Below are 16,564 nucleotides of genomic sequence, written 5' to 3'. Positions count from 1 at the left end.
GCCGCCTAGTGGGTGCGCGCTCGAAACGAGTGCCACAGGAGCCAGCCGATGATCCACACCTCACCGACGGTCGCCGGGATCAGGAGCAGCGAGGTGCTTGGTGCGGCGGCCGGCGCGAGATAGGCGATAAAACCGTCGAGGATGTATCCGACGCCGCCGACCAGCAGGATCCAGCCCAGCGGTCGCGGCATACCCGCTCGCAGAGCGAGCATGCCCATCGGGATCAGCCAGAGCCCGAAGAAGAGCGCGCCCACGTCCCAGAAGCTGCCGCCGAGGATGTACAGCAGCTGCGCCCCGCCGGCGGCATCGGCAGGATCGGCTGACCACGGCGTGAGGGCGACGTTCAGGGCGCCGCCGAGGCAGGCCGCGCTTCCGAGGATCGCCACCGCGTTGAACAGGGCGAACGCGGCCAACGAGGCCGCTGCGAACGCGTTGATGTGGTGAAACAGCCGGTAGAACCATAGGCCGACGAGCGCTTGGGCAGCGACGAGTGCGAGCTCCAGCGCGATTCCCCAGCGTGCGAGCGTCTCGTTCTCGACCAGGTGGGCGAGCGTCGACGACGCGCTGTCAGGGTCGAACAGCATCGGACGGATGACCAGGAATCCTGGGATCGCGACGACAGCGACCGCGAGGTAGAGCAGGCCGGTCGTGCGTGCCGTGCGGGAGTTCAGGGTGGACGGGTTCATGACTTCCCTCTCCGGTTACCTTACGTCGTAAGGCGACCTTACGGCGTAAGTCAACAAGCCGGAAGGGTCGGCCTGGATGAAGACCTGGGTCCGCGTCAGCCCGGCGAGCCCGGTGCCCGCGCGTGCGCGGCGATCAGCGCCGCCTCCACCCGGTTGCGCGCGCCCGTCGTGCGCAGGATCGAGGTGACGTGCACCTTGACCGTGCCCTCGGCAAGGTGGAGGCATTCTGCGATCTCGGGGTTCGGCAGGCCGTCGCCCATCAGCTCCAGCACCTCCTGCTCGCGCGGGGTGAGGCGATCGAACCGCTCCCGGGCGTCCTGCTGTGCGACGAACCGCGTGCCAAGTCCTGTCTGCAGCAGGCGCCGCGAGACGGCGGGGGAGAAGTAGGCGCCACCCGACGCCGCCGCGTGCACCGCGAACAGCAGCTCGCGCGGGTCGCCGGCTTTCAGCACGAACCCGTCGGCGCCCAGCCGGATCGCCTCTGCGACGTACTCGTCCTCGCCGAACGTGGTGACCATGAGGCAGGGCAGAGGCCCCACCGTGCGTCGGATCTTGGCGAGGGCCTCGAGGCCGTCCATCGTCCCCATCCGCACGTCCAGCAGCACGATGTCCGGCCGGTGCGCCCGGACCGCGGTCAGCGCCTCGTGACCCGACGATGCCTGGGCGACGACCCGCACGCCGTCGTCCGTCTCGAGGATCCCGGCGAGTCCGGCGCGGACCAGGGGCTCGTCGTCGGCGAGGACCACCCGGAGCGCCGCGGAGGCATCCGGCCGGTTCATGTGCTCGCCTCCCAGCTCCCTGTTCACGGCGCGCCTCCGACCACGAGGTCCGCCGAGGTGACCTGGTCGTCCGCCCAGCAGATCCGGTAGGCGTCACCGGACGCGTCGTCGAGCGAGTCCACCGTGACGGCGTAGAAGTCGCACGACGGGTCAGCGCCGGGTGGTGGGTCGAGGGTCGCCGCGGGCATCAGCGGCTGTACGCGCGACCGGGTGTCGCCGACCGAGATGCGGGCGAACGTGTCCGGCGCAACGAGCGCGCGTCGTGCATCGAGGTGGTCCGCGAGCTGGATCGCTGCTGCCACCGCGACCAGCGCGGCCGTCGGCACCAGTACAGCGGCCAGCAGCAGCGCCCCGCCACGACGCCGGGCACGGGTCAGTCCGTGGGTCACGGTGCGCGCGTCCCCGGCCGTGTCACCGCGGGGCGTCGGCGCTTCGGCGAAGCCGGGTCCGTCCGGTGGGGCGCTGATCGCGGTGCCCGGCGGATCGTCGGACACAGGGCGCAGCTCGGCACGCAGCACGAAGCCGCCGTCGCCCGGGCCTGATCGGACCGATCCACCCGCGTCACGCACGTGCTCGGTCAGCGACCGGAGGCCCGTGCCGCCGACCGCGCCGGCCGCCTGACCGCCAGCGGCCTCTCCGCCGGTCGTCCCAAGGCCGGTCGTCCCATGGCCGGTCGTCTCATGACCGGCCGCCTCTCCTCCGGCCGCCGCCGACGCTCCGGGTCCGGGCAGCGGATTGCGTACGGTCACGACGAGCCGTTCGGCCCCAGCGGCCAGCGCCACGCGGACCGGCTGGCCCGGAGCGTGCTTGAGCGCGTTCGTCAGCCCTTCCTGGACCACCCGCACGACGGCGGGGCCGAAGACGGCCAGGCGGTCGCGCCCGGGCGAGCCCGTGAGCTCGACGTCGGCTCCGGCACGGCGCGCATCGCGTACGAGCTCGTCGAGGTCCGCCTGAACGGTCGTCGACGGAGTGCCGTCGCTCAGGCCGGTACGAAGACTCTGGACGGAGGCACCCAGGCGGGCGACCGCGTCGGAGACCTGGCGCCGGGCGAGCCCGACGGACTCCCGCACGGACGTGGGCGGCGCGGCTCCCTGGGAGATCTCCGCACTCCGCTCGAGCTCGAGCTCGAGCCTGCCGAGGTTGACCGCGACCAGGCTGAGAGCGTGCCCCAGGTCGTCATGCAGGCTCTCGGCGAGGTGCAGTCGCTGCCGGGCGAGGTCGGTCTCTGCGCGCATCCGCCGAGCATCCTGCTCCCGCAGGAGCGCCATCGCCGCATCGGCCTCGCCGGACCGGCGGGCGCGCCACGCGATCGCTACCGACCAGGGCAGTACGCCGGTCACGACACCGCGTGCGGTGGCTACGAGCACGTCGCGCAGGTCTGCCCAGCCGGCCAGGACTGCTACGGCACCGGCTCCTGCCGCGACGGCCATGGCGATGGCGCCCAGCCGGGCACCATCGTGAGACAGCCCGAGGGGTGCCGCGGCGGCGGCCAGCGCGAGCATCCACCACGGGTTTACGCCCGCGAGCACCAGCAGCACCGCGAACGCGACCGCTACGAGCACCTGGGCGGGCCGCGCGGCGGCGTTCTCGGTAGCGCTCTCGGTGTGGGCGGGCTGGTGCTGGGTCACCCGACCATCGTCGCCGACGTGTGACCGTGGGCGCTTCCCGCCGGGGTCTGATCTTCGCGGAGGCTCAGTACGACCAGGGTCATAGGCAGCTCCTGACCTACGCCAGATCCGCGTGGCCTTGCCGATTCCTAGCGTTCTCTGCATGCCAACGACACACCATGCACCAGCAGGGACCCGTCCGGTCGTACCGGTCCGGAGCCCTGTCCCACGCGCCGTCCTGCCCGCAGTGCTCAGCACGGTCCTGGGTCTGAGCGCCGTCGCGCTCCTGGCCTGGCCGGCACGCGAGAGCCTCTTTGACGGGGTCGCCGGAGGGACCGCCCGTTCGCCCCTGGCCGGCTTCGTGGGGCTGGTCGCCGACAAGGGCCTGCTCCTGCTCGTGGCGATCACGGCTTGCCTCGCGCTCTACGCGTGGCTTCGCGACCGCTCCCGGTTCGCTCTGCTCGCCGCCGCCGGGGTGGGAACGCTCGGCGCGTACTCGGTGAGCGAGGTGGTCAAGCTCGTGGTGACCGAGGAACGTCCGTGCCGCGTCGTCGACGCCGCCACGGTGTTGGCCTGCCCGGCCCCGGGCGATTGGTCCTGGCCCAGCAACCACTCGACCATCGCGGGCGCCCTGGCAGTGGCGTGCGTGCTCGTCGCGCCCCGGCTCTGGTCGGCGGTGGTGCCACTGGCGCTCGCTGTCGCCGGCGCCCGCGTCGCCGCAGGGGTCCACTACGTGCACGACGTCGCCTCAGGGCTGGCCCTTGGCGTCCTGGTGACGTGCCTGGTGGGCCTGGGCGTGCATGCGGTCGTTCAGCGCGTCATGCGTCGATCGACTTCGCACCGGTCACCGGGGGCTCGGCGGACCACGGGAAGGTGATCCACAGGTCGGTGTCCTTCCACGAGTAGTCCGGCTGGATGATGGTGCGCGGCTTGGTGAACAGCACGGCCGAGCGTGCCTCAGCGCCCTGCTTCTCCAGGAGATCCATGACCAGGGCCAGGGTGCGGCCGGAGTCGGCGACGTCGTCCACGACGAGGACCTTGGCGCCGGGGAGCTCGGAGGTGTCCATGAGGGGCGGCAGTACGCGGGGGTCGTCCAGCGTCTTGCCGATGTCCGTGTAGAACTCGACGTTCAGCGTCCCGACGCCCTTGGTGCCGAGCGCGTATGCCATGGCACCGCCGGGGACCAGGCCACCGCGCGCGACGGCGACCACCACGTCGGGGACGAACCCGCTGTCCACGACCTGGTGGGCCAGATCGCGCACCGCATCGGGAAAGGTCTCCCAGGTGAGCACCTCGCGCTCCGGCATCGGAGCGGACTCAGTGATCGGGAGGTCTGTCGAGGTCATGGGAAGACACTACGAGACGTGGCGGGCACCCGGCTCGGGTACCCGCCACGTCTGCGCCGTGACCAGGGGCGACGCGCACGTCGAGTGCGCTAGATCTCAGCCGGTCCGCCGGGCGGACCGCCCGGGAGCGTCAGGCGGCCTTCGCCTCGAGGATGTCGACCACGAACACGAGCGTCGAGTTCGCGGGGATGGCGCCGTTCTCCTGGTCGCCGTAGCCCTGGTCCGCGGGGACCACGAGCAGCACCTGGCTGCCGACCTTCTGGCCGGCGATGCCGTTGGTCCAGCCCGGGATCACGCCGTTGAGCGGGAACGACGTCGGGGTGCCGCGGCTCCAGGAGGAGTCGAACGACGTGCCGTCGAGCAGGCAGCCCGCGTACTGGACGGTGACGGTCTGCTCCTTGGTGACCTCGGCGCCGTCACCCTCGATGAGGGGCTGGACCACCAGGTCGGTGGGCTCCTCGTAACCCTCGGGGATCGTGACGGTCGGCTGGCCGTCGTCGGCGAGCTCGACGGTGGGCAGGCCCTCCTTCGGCGCAACCTCGGTGCCCTCGGCGCGGGTCGGGGTCTCCTTGGGAGCCTCGACCTTGGCGACCTCGACCATCGTGACCTGGATGGACTGGTCCATCGCAGTGCTGGCCATGAGGATCCTTGTGCCGACCTTCTGGCCGATGAGCTGGTCGTTCAGCAGGTCGTACTGCGCGTCGCCGAGCTCGAACGTCTCGGGCTCCTTGGTCTTCCAGGTGGATGCGGCCTGCGAGCCGTCCTTCCCCGCGACGACCACGTAGTCGATGGTGACCTGGTCCTTCTCCTTGAGCTCCTCGCCAGAGCCCTCGTCGACCACGCGGAACGTGGGAGCGCTGACCTGCAGCGGCGTCTTGAAGGAGACCTTGGGCTCCTTGCCGACCGGGCCGGAGACCTCGATCGCGTCAACAGCCTTGACGTCCGCCTCGGAAGGGCTCGGCGCGGGCGACGGCTCAGCAGCCGGCGTCACCTCGCAGACGTTTCCGTTGGAGGCGGCAGCACTGCCGTCCGCGGTGTCGTCGCCGCTTGCGCAGCCGGTGAGCGCGATGGATGCCAGCGCGACGGCTGCCAGGCCGGCAGTGGTGCGGTGCTTCACGAGTAGTCCTTCGGTCGGGTTTTCGCCTTGCTGGGGACCGCCACACTCTAGCGGGCGGAAATGAGTGTGGCTCCCAGGTTCTGAGCAGGTTCGGGCAGGATCGAGCCATCAGCTCCGCCCTGCGGAAGAATAGATGGCATGCCGTCGAACCGCCGCTCCAGCAAGCGTCCGTATGCCGCGGACCACGTCCCCCTCGATGTCGATCGGGCCACGGGCGGCCGCCGCAGCGAGTCTGCGGCCGACGGGGAGTGGGTGGTGCAGCGAATCCGCTCGTCCGAGAAGACGTACGTCTGCCCGGCATGCCGCCAGGAGGTCACGCCCGGCACCGCGCACGTCGTCGCGTGGAAGACGGACGTGCTCGGCGGCCCCGAGGCGGGCCTGGACGGGCGGCGGCACTGGCACAACAGCTGCTGGCAGCGCCGCACCAACCTGCGGTGAGCCGACGGACGGACGGCGGGGAGAGAATGGGACCGATGACCACCGAAGCGACGCCGGACGAGGCCTCCGGCCAGACGACCCATCAGATCCGCTCGCTCACCGTCCTGCCCGCACAGCGCGAGGACATCGAGCTGCACACCGCCGACGGCCTGACGCTCGTCGGTGACCTGTCGCTGCCCGCGGACAGCGAGCCGTCGGCCACCCTGCTGACGTTCCACCCGCTGCCGACGCACGGCGGCTTCATGGACTCCCACGTGTACCGCAAGGCGGCCTGGCGCCTGCCCGCACTTGCGAACCTCGCGGTACTGCGGTTCAACACGCGCGGCACGTCGTCCCCGCGAGGCACGAGCGAGGGCACGTTCGACGGCGGCTCCGCTGAGCGCTACGACGTCGCCGCCGCGATCGAGCTCGCCGAGTTCCGCGGACTCCCGCACCCGTGGCTGGTCGGCTGGTCGTTCGGCACCGAGCTGGTGCTCAAGCACGGCGCCGACCCGAGCATCGAGGGAGCGATCCTCCTGTCGCCGCCGCTGCACCGCGCGACCGACGATGACCTGGACCGCTGGGCGGCGTTCGGCAAGCCGCTCGTCGTCCTGGTACCCGAGCTCGACGACTATCTGCGGCCAGAAGAGGCCCGCCGCCGCTTCGCCCGCATCCCGCAGGCCGAGGTGATCGGCGTCGACGGTGCGAAGCACCTGTGGGTAGGGGAGCCGGCCGTCGCGCGCGCGCTGAACGAGATCGTCGCGCACGTGCTGCCCGACCACCCGCTACCGCTGCCGACGCACTGGGACGGGCCGCTCGGCGACTCTTGAGCATTCCCACCACCCACAGGAGGACGACGATGACCTCATCAGCCCTAGCCACCTTCACGCTGCACGAAGGCGGCGGAGTGCCGCTCGTGCTGCTGCACGGCTTCCCGCTCGACCACCGCATGTGGGCGGCCTGCACCGAGCACCTGCCGCCGGGCATCCGGGCCATCGCCGTCGACCTGCCGGGAGCAGGGCACAGCGACCTCGACGGGTACCAGCCCAGCATCGAGCACGCCGCCGACTGGGTGTACCGGACCATGGTCGCCGGTGGCGAGGGCAACGCAGTGGTCGTCGGGCACTCGATGGGCGGGTACGTCGCGCTCGCCCTCGCTGAACGACACCCGGGATTCGTCGCCGGCCTCGGGCTCGTGAACACCAAGTCCACGGCGGACACCGCGGAGGCGCACGCCAAGCGCCTCCGGGTCGCCGCGGCCGCCGAGTCGGACCAGACCGTTGACGCCGTGCTCGGTATGCCCGCCGACCTGGTCGGCGGCACCAGCACGGAGCACCGCCGGCACCTGTTTCCCCTGCTGGACTCGTGGATCCGTGCGCAGTCACCCGCCGGCGTCGCGTGGGCGCAGCGGGCGATGGCGGCTCGTCCCGACCGGACGGCGGTGCTCGAGCAGTTCGACGCGCCGGTCGCCGTCGTGGTGGGGGCTGAGGACACCATCACTCCGCTGGTCGAGGCCGAGCACATGGTCCGGGCGGCAGGGAAGCCCTCGCGCCTCTCCGTCGGGGACGCCGCACTCACGCTCGTGCCAGGTACAGGGCATCTCAGCGCCGTCGAGGACCCGCAGGCTGTCGCGGCGGCGCTGGGCCTGCTGCACGCCCAGGTGGTGGCCCACCACTGACCTGGGCGCGCCGTGACGGGCCCGGCTACCGGTTCGACCGGCCACCGGCCCGGACAGGCCGACGGCGGCCCTCCCGCACCGGGGAGGGCCGCCGTCGGTCTGTCGCGGTGACTCAGTGCGTCAGCTGGAGGCGCCGGCCTTCTCGGTGACCGGCTCCTCGGCGTCTTCGCTCTCCGAGGGGGAGGAAGCCGAGTCGGCGGCGTTCTGGCCGGCCTTGGTGCTCGCCTTGGTGCCCTTGACCGACGGGATGACGACCGTAGCGGTACCGACGGGCACGGGCGTCGGGTGGCTCGGCGGGATCGACGCGGGCATCGAACCGGTGTCCGTCGACTCGGCGACGTCGGGCTCGGCCTCGGTGCCGTCACCGACGACGGCGAAGCGGGCCTGCTGCGCGGGGGTCGCGCCCGACAGGCTGGACGGCTTGGCCGGCGGGCTGGGCACAGGGGCCTGAGTGGCGGCGGCACCCGGGGCGGCGGCACCCGGGGTGGCCGGCGTGCCGAGCATGCCGCGCAGCTCGTCCAGGTAGGAGTTGATGGAGTCGTGCTGGCGAGTCAGGTCCTCGAGCTGGTGCTGCGCCGCCGACCGGCTCGACTCCGCCTCGGCGCGGGCGTCGTCGATGGTCTGCTCGGCGAACTCCCTGGCCTCGGCGACGATCCGGTCCGCGGACTTGCGGGCGTCCGCCACGAGGTCCTTGACGTAGACGTCGGACTCGGAGCGGATCTTCTCCGACTGCTCGAGGGCCACCGCCACACGCTTCTCTGCCTCTGCCGCGTGCTCCTCCGCCGTGCTGACCAGCTTCGCGGTCTCGGCCTTCGCCGTCTCGTGCCGCTCGGCGAGCTCCTTCTCGACGCTCTCCTTGCGGGTGACGATGTCGAGCTCTGCCTGGGCGAGCGCCGCACGGGCCTGCTCGCGCAGCTCCTCCATCTCGCTGGTGACGGCGTTGGCCGCCTCGGCGGCCTGACGACGCGCCTCGGAGAGGATCTGCTCGGACTCGGCGCGGGCGCTGGCCAGCATCGCCGACGCGTCGCGCTCTGCGGTCTCGCGCTGCTCGGTGGTCTGGGCGCTGACCTCGCTGCGAAGCTTGGCGGCTTCGGCCTCTGTGTTGACCCGCAGCTCCGTGGTCTCGCGCTCGACCGTGGAACGCAGGGTGCCGAGCTCGCGCTCCAGGCTTGCCCGGCGCTCGCTCTCCTCCGCGCTGATGGCACTGGCGATCTGCGCGGACTCGCGCTCGGCGGAGCCGACGAGCTCCTCGGCGCGGCGCTGGGCGGCGAGCAGGTGGCCCTCCGCCTCCGCGGACGTGGTGGTGCGGATCTCCTCGGCCTCGCGGCGGGCGCTGGCGAGCATCTCGGCGACCTCGGACTCGGCGCGCGACCGCACCTGTCCGGCGGACAGCTTTGCCCGTGCCATGATGTCCGCGGCCTGCTGGTTGGCCTGGTTGATGATGTCTGTCGACTGGTCCTCGGCGGAACGCAGCAGCAGCTCGATACGGGAGCCGAGGCCGGCGTACGACGGCTTCTCGGTCTCACGCAGGTTGCGCTTGGCGTCGGTGAGGTCCTGCGTCAGCTGCATGGCGCGGCCGTCGGAGGCCTCGACCTGCCGGCGCGCCTCTTCAAGGGCGTGGTTCAGTCGATCCAGGTGAGCGTGCACCTGGTCGCGGTCGTATCCGCGCATGGCAGTCGGAAAGAGCGAGCGCTCGTCGGACACGGTGCAGACCTCCAGTGTCGGGACTTGGTGAGGCGCGGGTCAGGCTCCCCCCTTGGACGCCGCTTGATACGGCTCGTCCGGCGCCCAGGATACGTGCCTTGTGCGGATGTGGATACTCCGCGACGGGATGCAATGTACGTATTGCATGGAATACTCTCCGCTGGCTCACGCGGCCCCGGACCATGGTGGCGGTTCCGACACACCTCAGTGAAGGAAGGGTGAGAATCCCGACCGAACCGCACAAGCACGCCCGTCATTGGACAGTGCTCCTCGTTCGGTCCCTATGCTGGAACATCCACCTGATCGACGGGCACGCGCCCAATATTCGAAGGGAATCGGTGGTGCAACGCATTCTGGCGACTCTCCTGATCCTTGCCGGACTCGGCGGGATCGGTTACGGGGTCGCGACGGCGACCGTGCTGCGCGAGTCCGACACGGTTGTCGCGACCGCGACCCCCAGCGGCAACGGAACCATGGTCGTGACCGAGCCTGGCGTGCTCGGCCTGGTCGACGACCAGGTGACCGTGCGAGCCACTGTCCCGGAGGGGCAGAAGGTCACGCTCGCGCTCGGGTCCGACGTCGACGTGCTCGGCTGGGTGGGCGACGACCCCTACGACTCGGTGTCCGGCCTCTCCTCCTGGGAGACGCTGAGCGTCGCACCGGGTGCCGGCGCCGCGACCGAGGAGGAAGCGGGCGAGGGCGAGGAGTCGGACGATGCTCCGGCCGAGAAGCCGGCCTCCGGTCCCGACCCCGCCGGCTCCGACATGTGGATCTCGGAGGTGAGCGGCGAGACCGCCGTCTCCCTGCGCTGGACCGAGGAGCCCGGCCGCGTGGTCCTGCTGGCCGCCGGCGTCGGAAAGGACGCCGAGGCGCCGACGCTCGAGCTCACCTGGCCGCGCCCCGTGACCACTCCTTACCTGTGGCCGGGGGTGCTGGGCGGGGGCTTCCTCCTGATCCTCGGCGTCTTCATCGCCATCGGCGCACGCCGAAAGAAGAACCGCGGTAGCAAGGGGCGTACACCGCCGGAGGCCCGCACCCGTCAGCCCGACTCCGAGCTGCCGCGTCGTGACGCGGTCTTCGAGGTGGGCGGCGAGCAGCCGGGCCAGTCCGGGCACCAGCCCGGCGGCGGGCTCCCACCTGCGCTCGGCGACCCGACCGAGGGTGGGACGGCGGTCTTCCCGCCGGCCGGCCCGGTGCTGCCGGGCCGCGGAAAGCCGGCCCAGAGCACACCGGAGCCCGAGCAGGACCAGACACGGTCCTGGGCGGCGCCCGCTCCGTTCGGTGGAGCGGCCCCGATCGCCCCGCCACCGGCGGCCGAGCCGGCCCCGGCACCAGCTCCCGGACCGCTCGCCGCCCCTGCGGCGTCCATCCGGGGCATCCGACGCCGCCGCGGGCAGGGCTCAGGAGCGGCACCCGCTGCTCCCGCTCAGCCCTCGGCCCAGCCGACACCGTTCGGCGGCGCCGCACCAGCACAGCCACCGATGGCGCAAGAGGCGCCCGCCGCTGCCCAGGCAGTCCCGCCCGCACCCGCGGCGTCGGACAAGCCGATGACACGGCGCGAGATGCGTATGCGTGAGCAGGCGCAGCGCAGGGCCGCGACAGGCGCGATGCCCACCGTGCCTGCGTCCGAACCAGAGCCCGAGGCCGCCCCCGAGGCTGAGCAGCCGCAGACACCCAGCAGTCGAGCTGCGGCGTGGCGCCAGACCTGGGGCGTCACCGGGAACGACGGAGGTAACTGATGAAGCGCTCCACGACCCGCACCACGGCCGTGGTAGCAACCGTGCTCGCCACGGGTCTGCTCGCCGGCTGTGCCGAGGAGCTCCCTACGCCGAAGCCGGAGGCACCGGTCGCGGCGGCGGTCGTCACCCAGTCCCAGGAGCGCGAGATCCTGGACAAGGTGGCGGGCGTCGTCGGCAAGGTGACGAAGTCCAGCGACGCCGACTCGCTTGCCGCCCGCCTGGACGGACCCGCGCTCGATATCCGCGAGACGCAGCTCAAGGTCGCCGCCGCCCGCGGCGACAAGGAGCCGCTGACCGACCTCACCATGGAGATGCAGCAGGTGATCCTGCCGTCGGACCAGGAATGGCCGCGCAGCAGCTTCGCGATCACGGTGCAGCCGAAGGACCTCACCACACCGGTGCTCATGGCCTTCGACCAGTCCACCGCGCGTGACCAGTACAAGCTGTGGGGCTGGGTGCGCCTGCTGCCCGGGGTGACCATGCCGCAGTTCGCGGAGGCCGACCTGGGCAGCCCCGCCGTGCCGGAGGGTGACAAGAGCCTGAAGGTGACGCCGAAGGACGCGATCAAGCAGTACGCGTCCGTGCTCACGGTCGACAAGGACTCGAAGTACTCCGACAACTTCGCCGACGACGACCTGCGCCAGTTCTTCCGGGACTACGGCAAGCTCCAGGTCGAGGCGATCAACAAGGAGGAGTGCGGCGGCGACTTCGAGGTCGCGTACGAACCGACCAAGGACCCGGTGAAGGCGGTCCGCACGGCTGACGGCGGCGCCCTCGTGCTCGCCTCGATGATCAGCAAGGAGACCATCACGGCCAAGGAGGAGGGCTGCGAGATCGGCCCGCCGACCAAGACGACCCAGGCACTCTGGGGCGATGCCGACGTCAGCAACGTGGTCGAGGTCAACTACAAGGACATGGTGGCGATGTACGTGCCGCCGAAGGACTCGGACGACGAGATCAGCCTGGTCGGCTACGAGCACGTGCCGAGCTCGGTCTCGAACGGCTGACACTTTCGACGATCGACCGTCCTCCCGCAGCTAGGGTGGCCCCCGTGAACCTACGGAGGCCACCCTTGCGACGTCTCGACGTCTCGTCCCCGGCCCGACGACGGGGTGCCGCCTGCCTGGTAGCGGTCGGTGTCGTCTCGGTCCTGCTCGCCGGTTGCACGGTGGAGCCGCCCGCCCCCGCACCGGACGCTCCGGCGATCGCGGCGGTGGTCAGCGAGGGGCAGGAACGCGACATCCTTGACGCGGTCGCCACGTCCATCGCCCAGCACGACAAGGCGTCAGCTGCCGACGGGCTACGCGCCCGGATGACCGGGCACGCACTGTCGATGCGGGAGGCGGAGCTCCGCCTCGCCGAGGCCACGGGCGACGAGAAGTGGCGCACCGACCTGTCGATGCGGACGCAGCAGATCATCCTGCCGTCCGACCAGAGCTGGCCACGCACGAGCTACGCGGTCCAGGCCCAGCCGGACAACGCCGAGACCCCGGCCCTGATGGTGTTCGACCAGGCCTCTGCCCGCGAGCAGTACAAGCTCTGGGGCTACGTGAGCCTGGTGCCGGGCGTGAGCCTGCCGCCGTTCGCACAGCCTGAGCTGGGCAGCGCGGCCGTTGCGCCGGACGACGACACGTCGCTGGCCCGGTCGCCGCAGGCCGCTCTCGCCGGGTACGCGGAGGTCCTGAGCAAGGACGCGGATGCCAAGGCCGCCGGGGCGTTCGACGACGACCGGCTACGACAGAACCTGCGGACCCTCGCGACGTCGCAGACCAGCGTCGCCGACTGGGCGGAGACCAAGGGCAAGTACTCCTACACCGCGGAGGTCGAGCCGAGCCAGGGGCTGCGGGCGGTGCGCACAGCGGACGGTGGCGCGCTCGTGCTGGGCGCCCTCACGGGGACCCAGGCGATCGAGGTCGGCCAGGAGGGCGCCAAGATCAGGACGGACGCGCTCCCGTCGGCGCAGCAGGCCCTGTTCGGCGACCAGGAGGAGACCAACAGGCTGCGTACCCGGTACCGCGACTTCGTCGCCCTCTACGTGCCGTCGGCCGGCTCGGCGCACAAGATCACCCTGGTGGGCTTCCGGCACATCCCGATCGACGTATCCGGCGAGTAACCACCGTCGAGTCATTAGGATTACCCCATGAGCAGTGCCACTCCTCCACCCGGGCCCGCCCGGAGCGCCCAGCCAGAGTTCGCGGTGCGCGGCGCCGTCGACCTGTCCGCCCTCAACCGTCCGCAGGCGCCACCGCCTGGTGAACCCGGTGGTGCACCCGAAGCCGGCGGCTTCGTGGTGGACGTCAGCGAGGCGAACTTCGAGCAGCTGGTTCGTGACTCGTCCACCTACCCCGTGGTGATGCTGGTCTGGATCCCGACCGACCAGGCGAACGCCGAGCTCGGTGCGACCCTGGGCCGCCTCGCCGAGGAGTACGGCGGGCGGTTCGTCCTCGGCCGCGTCGACGCACAGGCCTCGCCGCAGGTTGCCGCCGCTTTCCAGGTGCAGGGCGTACCCACCGTCGTCGCAGTGCTGCAGGGCCAGCCCCTGCCGCTCTTCCAGGGGGCCGCCGACGAGCAGCAGATCCGCGGCGTGCTGGACCAGGTCCTTGCAGCCGCCGAGCAGAACGGCGTCACGGGCCGTGCCCCTGGCGCGGTTCCGGCGGCCGACGAGCCGGCGCCCGAGGCGGAGCAGCCGCTGCCGCCGTTGCACCAGGAGGCGTACGACGCGATCGAGCGCGACGACCTGGACGCCGCCGCGGCCGCCTACGCCAAGGCCCTGCGCCAGGACCCCAAGGACGCCGACGCGACCGCCGGTCTCGCCCAGGTGCGCCTCATGCAGCGCACCCACGACGCCGACCTCGCCACGGTGCGCCAGGCCGCTGCGGACGCGCCGTCCGACATCGACGCCGCGCTCGCCGTGGCCGACCTGGACATGCTGGGCGGCAAGGTGGACGACGCGTTCGCGCGCCTCCTCGACCTGCTGCCCGACGCCGACGCGGAGGGCAAGGAGAAGCTCCGCGTCCGGTTGCTGGACCTGTTCGAGGTCGCAGGCACGACGGACCCGCGCGTCAGCAAGGCCCGCAAGCGCCTGGCGATCAGCCTGTACTGAGGTTGGACGCTGGAAGATCGGTAGAACGTCAGGTGATCGGCAGCCCCGGGCTGCCGATCACCTGACGTTCTACCGATCGCCCGCGCCGGCCGCTACAGCCGGCTGCTGCGCGCCGGGTGCTACTCGGCGGCCGGGACCAGGATCAGGGCGCCGAGCGGCGGCACCCGGACGACGGCCGACCACCCGCGGCCGTGGTGCGGCACAGGTTCGGCCTGCACGCGGCCCATGTTCCCCACGCCCGAGCCGCCGTACACGCCAGCGTCGGTGTTCAGCGCCTCCAGCCACACGGACGACACCTTCGCCGTGCCCGTCGGCGCCCCGGTCGCGACGGATGTGCCCACCGGGTCCGGCTCTGCCAGGGGCAGCGTCGGCAGGGGCAGCCGGTATCCCTCGTGCGGCACGCCCGCGAAGTTCACGACCACCACCACCGGGTCGCCCGAGCGTGACCTCCGCACGTAGGCGAGCACGTTGTGGTCGGCGTCGTCCGCCGTGAGCCACTCGAACCCCGTGGGGTCGTGGTCGAGCTCCCACAGGGCGGGCGTCGCGCGGTAGAGCGCGTTCAGGTCCCGGACGAGGTGCTGCACGCCGGCGTGCCCTGCGTCACCGAGCTGGTCCCACCGCAGACCGTCCGACTCGGACCACTCGCTCTCCTGCGCGAACTCGCACCCCATGAACAACAGCTGCTTGCCGGGGTGGGTCCACTGGTAGGCGAGGAAGGACCGTACGCCGGCGAGCTGCTGCCACCGGTCGCCGGGCATCTTGCCCAGCAGGGACCCCTTGCCATGGACCACCTCGTCGTGGCTGATCGGCAGCACGAACTGCTCGGTGAACGCGTACACGAGCGAGAACGTGAGCTCGCCGTGGTGGTAGCGCCGGTTGTACGGGTCCTCGGCGAGGTAGCGGAGGGAGTCGTTCATCCAGCCCATGTTCCACTTCAGGCCGAAGCCCAGCCCTCCGCTCGACGTCGGGCCAGTGACCTGGGGAAACGCCGTCGACTCCTCGGCGATCATCATGACGCCGGGGGTGCGGCGGTACGCGGTGGCGTTCGCCTCCTGGAGGAACGCGATGGCCTCGAGGTTCTCGCGCCCGCCGTGCACGTTGGGCGTCCACTCGCCGTCCTTGCGGGAGTAGTCGAGATAGAGCATGGAGGCGACGGCGTCGACGCGGAGCGCGTCGACGTGGAACTCCTCGAACCAGTAGGTCGCGTTCGCCACCAGGAAGTTGCGCACCTCGCGGCGGCCGAAGTCGAAGATCAGCGTGCCCCAGTCCTGCTGCTCGCCGCGCCGGGGGTCCGGGTGCTCGTACAGGGGCGCGCCGTCGAACCGGGCCAGGGCGAACTCGTCGCGCGGGAAGTGCGCGGGAACCCAGTCGAGGATGATGCCGATCCCGGCCTGGTGGAGCCGGTCCACGAGGTACCGGAAGTCGTCGGGCGAGCCGAACCGCGCCGTCGGCGCGTAGTAGCTGGTGACCTGGTAGCCCCAGGACCCGCCGTACGGGTGCTCGGCGACGGGCATCAGCTCGACGTGCGTGAACCCCTGCTCCGTGACGTAGGCGGTCAGCTGCTCCGCGAGCTCGCGGTAGCCGAGGCCGGGCCGCCACGAGCCCAGGTGCACCTCGTACGCGCTCAACGGCGCGGAGTGCGGGTCGGTGGCCGTTCGGGCGCTGAGCCACGCCTCGTCGTGCCACTCGTGGACCGAGTCCGTCACGACGCTCGCGGTGGCCGGCGGCCCTTCCGTCGCCTTGGCGAGGGGGTCGGCCTTGGCACGCCAGACGCCGTCGGCGCCCAGGATCTCGTACTTGTAGCGCAGGCCGGGGCCGACGTCCGGGACGTAGAGCTCCCAGACGCCGGTGGCACCGAGCGACCGCATGGGGTGCGTGCCGCCCCAGCCGTTGTGGTCGCCCACGAGCCGCACGCCGCGCGCGTTCGGCGCCCAGACGGCGAAGGCGACGCCCGCGATGTCGCCGGTGGCGCTCGGGTACCGGTGCAGGTTGGCGCCGAGCACCTGCCAGAGCTGCTCGTGCCGCCCCTCGCCGATCAGGTGCAGGTCGACCTCGCCGAGCGTGGGCAGGAACCGGTACGGGTCGTCGGAGGTCCAGGTCTCCGTGCCGGACCTGGTGCGGATCCGGTAGTCGGGGGCATGGCGGGACCCGTCGGGGTCCTCGGTGGCCGGCACGACGGCCGCCCACACTCCAGCGCCCTGGTGGGTCGCGCTCGTCTCGCCGTCCGAGGTGGTCACCACCACCTCGTCGGCGAGCGGGCGCAAGGCGCGCACCACGGTCCAGGGCCCGTCGAGCAGGTGGGGGCCGAGCACGGTGTGCGGGTCATGGTGAGTTCCGGACGCGATAGCGGTCAGGACCTCGAGGTCGACGTCGGGCAGGTCTGCCATG

The 16,564-nt window shown here is 71.6% G+C and carries 15 protein-coding genes; 8 read left to right on the top strand and 7 right to left on the bottom strand.

All coding sequences use genetic code 11. From position 1 onward, the window contains the following. Window positions 1–5 precede the first annotated feature (5 nt). The 3 genes from ACFS27_RS06225 to ACFS27_RS06215 all read right to left on the bottom strand — a co-directional run bounded on the left by ACFS27_RS06225 (window position 6) and on the right by ACFS27_RS06215 (window position 3,093). A complete protein-coding gene (locus ACFS27_RS06225) occupies window positions 6–686 on the bottom strand; it encodes a DUF4386 domain-containing protein (RefSeq protein WP_377181042.1) in 681 nt (226 codons plus the stop codon). Between the two features lie 95 nt (window positions 687–781). Beyond that, the gene (locus ACFS27_RS06220; RefSeq protein ID WP_377181040.1) at window positions 782–1,492 is read right to left on the bottom strand and encodes a response regulator; all 711 of its coding nucleotides are present in this window, start codon (window positions 1,490–1,492) and stop codon (window positions 782–784) included. Beyond that, window positions 1,489–3,093: a sensor histidine kinase gene (locus ACFS27_RS06215; RefSeq protein ID WP_377181038.1), complete on the bottom strand. Its 1,605-nt coding sequence runs from the start codon at window positions 3,091–3,093 to the stop codon at window positions 1,489–1,491. Before ACFS27_RS06215 ends, ACFS27_RS06220 begins: the two co-directional genes overlap by 4 nt. A 142-nt stretch (window positions 3,094–3,235) precedes the next feature. On the opposite strand from ACFS27_RS06215, the gene ACFS27_RS06210 reads away from it, so the two are divergent. Continuing rightward, window positions 3,236–3,949, top strand: coding sequence for a phosphatase PAP2 family protein (locus tag ACFS27_RS06210; RefSeq protein WP_377181036.1), 714 nt, complete (start codon window positions 3,236–3,238; stop codon window positions 3,947–3,949). Here ACFS27_RS06210 and ACFS27_RS06205 read toward each other — a convergent pair. Then, entirely contained in the window at window positions 3,891–4,418 is a 528-nt protein-coding gene (locus ACFS27_RS06205; protein ID WP_377181034.1) for a phosphoribosyltransferase, read from the bottom strand. The two genes, ACFS27_RS06210 and ACFS27_RS06205, sit on opposite strands and share 59 nt — an antisense overlap. A 130-nt stretch (window positions 4,419–4,548) precedes the next feature. Beyond that, window positions 4,549–5,535 carry an FKBP-type peptidyl-prolyl cis-trans isomerase gene (locus ACFS27_RS06200; protein ID WP_377181032.1) on the bottom strand — a complete coding sequence of 329 codons (987 nt, stop codon included), beginning with the start codon at window positions 5,533–5,535 and terminating at the stop codon, window positions 4,549–4,551. A gap of 138 nt (window positions 5,536–5,673) precedes the next feature. Between ACFS27_RS06200 and ACFS27_RS06195 the strand changes: the two genes are divergently transcribed. The 3 genes from ACFS27_RS06195 to ACFS27_RS06185 are packed head-to-tail and all read left to right on the top strand — an operon-like array spanning window position 5,674 to window position 7,630. Then, entirely contained in the window at window positions 5,674–5,973 is a 300-nt protein-coding gene (locus ACFS27_RS06195) for a hypothetical protein (RefSeq protein WP_377181030.1), read from the top strand. Window positions 5,974–6,008: 35 nt separating this feature from the next. Continuing rightward, window positions 6,009–6,782 carry an alpha/beta hydrolase gene (locus tag ACFS27_RS06190; RefSeq protein WP_377181028.1) on the top strand — a complete coding sequence of 258 codons (774 nt, stop codon included), beginning with the start codon at window positions 6,009–6,011 and terminating at the stop codon, window positions 6,780–6,782. Window positions 6,783–6,811: 29 nt separating this feature from the next. Continuing rightward, a complete protein-coding gene (locus ACFS27_RS06185) occupies window positions 6,812–7,630 on the top strand; it encodes an alpha/beta fold hydrolase (protein WP_377181026.1) in 819 nt (272 codons plus the stop codon). Between the two features lie 120 nt (window positions 7,631–7,750). Here the strand turns inward: ACFS27_RS06185 and ACFS27_RS06180 are convergent, their stop codons facing one another. Continuing rightward, window positions 7,751–9,334: a DivIVA domain-containing protein gene (locus tag ACFS27_RS06180; RefSeq protein WP_377181024.1), complete on the bottom strand. Its 1,584-nt coding sequence runs from the start codon at window positions 9,332–9,334 to the stop codon at window positions 7,751–7,753. 341 nt (window positions 9,335–9,675) lie between these two features. Here ACFS27_RS06180 and ACFS27_RS06175 point away from each other — a divergent pair, with 341 nt between their 5' ends. From ACFS27_RS06175 to ACFS27_RS06160, 4 genes are all read left to right on the top strand, one after another. Then, window positions 9,676–11,073, top strand: a complete 1,398-nt coding sequence (locus ACFS27_RS06175) for a hypothetical protein (protein ID WP_377181022.1) — start codon at window positions 9,676–9,678, stop codon at window positions 11,071–11,073. After that, a complete protein-coding gene (locus tag ACFS27_RS06170; protein WP_377181020.1) occupies window positions 11,073–12,080 on the top strand; it encodes a hypothetical protein in 1,008 nt (335 codons plus the stop codon). Before ACFS27_RS06175 ends, ACFS27_RS06170 begins: the two co-directional genes overlap by 1 nt. A 65-nt stretch (window positions 12,081–12,145) precedes the next feature. Further along, window positions 12,146–13,186 (top strand): hypothetical protein, encoded by a 1,041-nt coding sequence (locus ACFS27_RS06165; RefSeq protein ID WP_377181018.1) that lies wholly within the window; start codon window positions 12,146–12,148, stop codon window positions 13,184–13,186. A gap of 27 nt (window positions 13,187–13,213) precedes the next feature. Continuing rightward, window positions 13,214–14,176 (top strand): co-chaperone YbbN, encoded by a 963-nt coding sequence (locus tag ACFS27_RS06160; protein ID WP_377181016.1) that lies wholly within the window; start codon window positions 13,214–13,216, stop codon window positions 14,174–14,176. A gap of 119 nt (window positions 14,177–14,295) precedes the next feature. Here the strand turns inward: ACFS27_RS06160 and glgB are convergent, their stop codons facing one another. After that, window positions 14,296–16,563, bottom strand: coding sequence for a 1,4-alpha-glucan branching protein GlgB (glgB, locus tag ACFS27_RS06155; RefSeq protein ID WP_377181014.1), 2,268 nt, complete (start codon window positions 16,561–16,563; stop codon window positions 14,296–14,298). Between the last annotated feature and the right edge of the window lies 1 nt (window position 16,564).

Origin of the sequence: Promicromonospora vindobonensis, assembly GCF_042685865.1 — a bacterium.
Lineage (GTDB): Bacteria > Actinomycetota > Actinomycetes > Actinomycetales > Cellulomonadaceae > Promicromonospora > Promicromonospora vindobonensis.
This window is presented reverse-complemented; position numbering and strand designations above follow the sequence as displayed.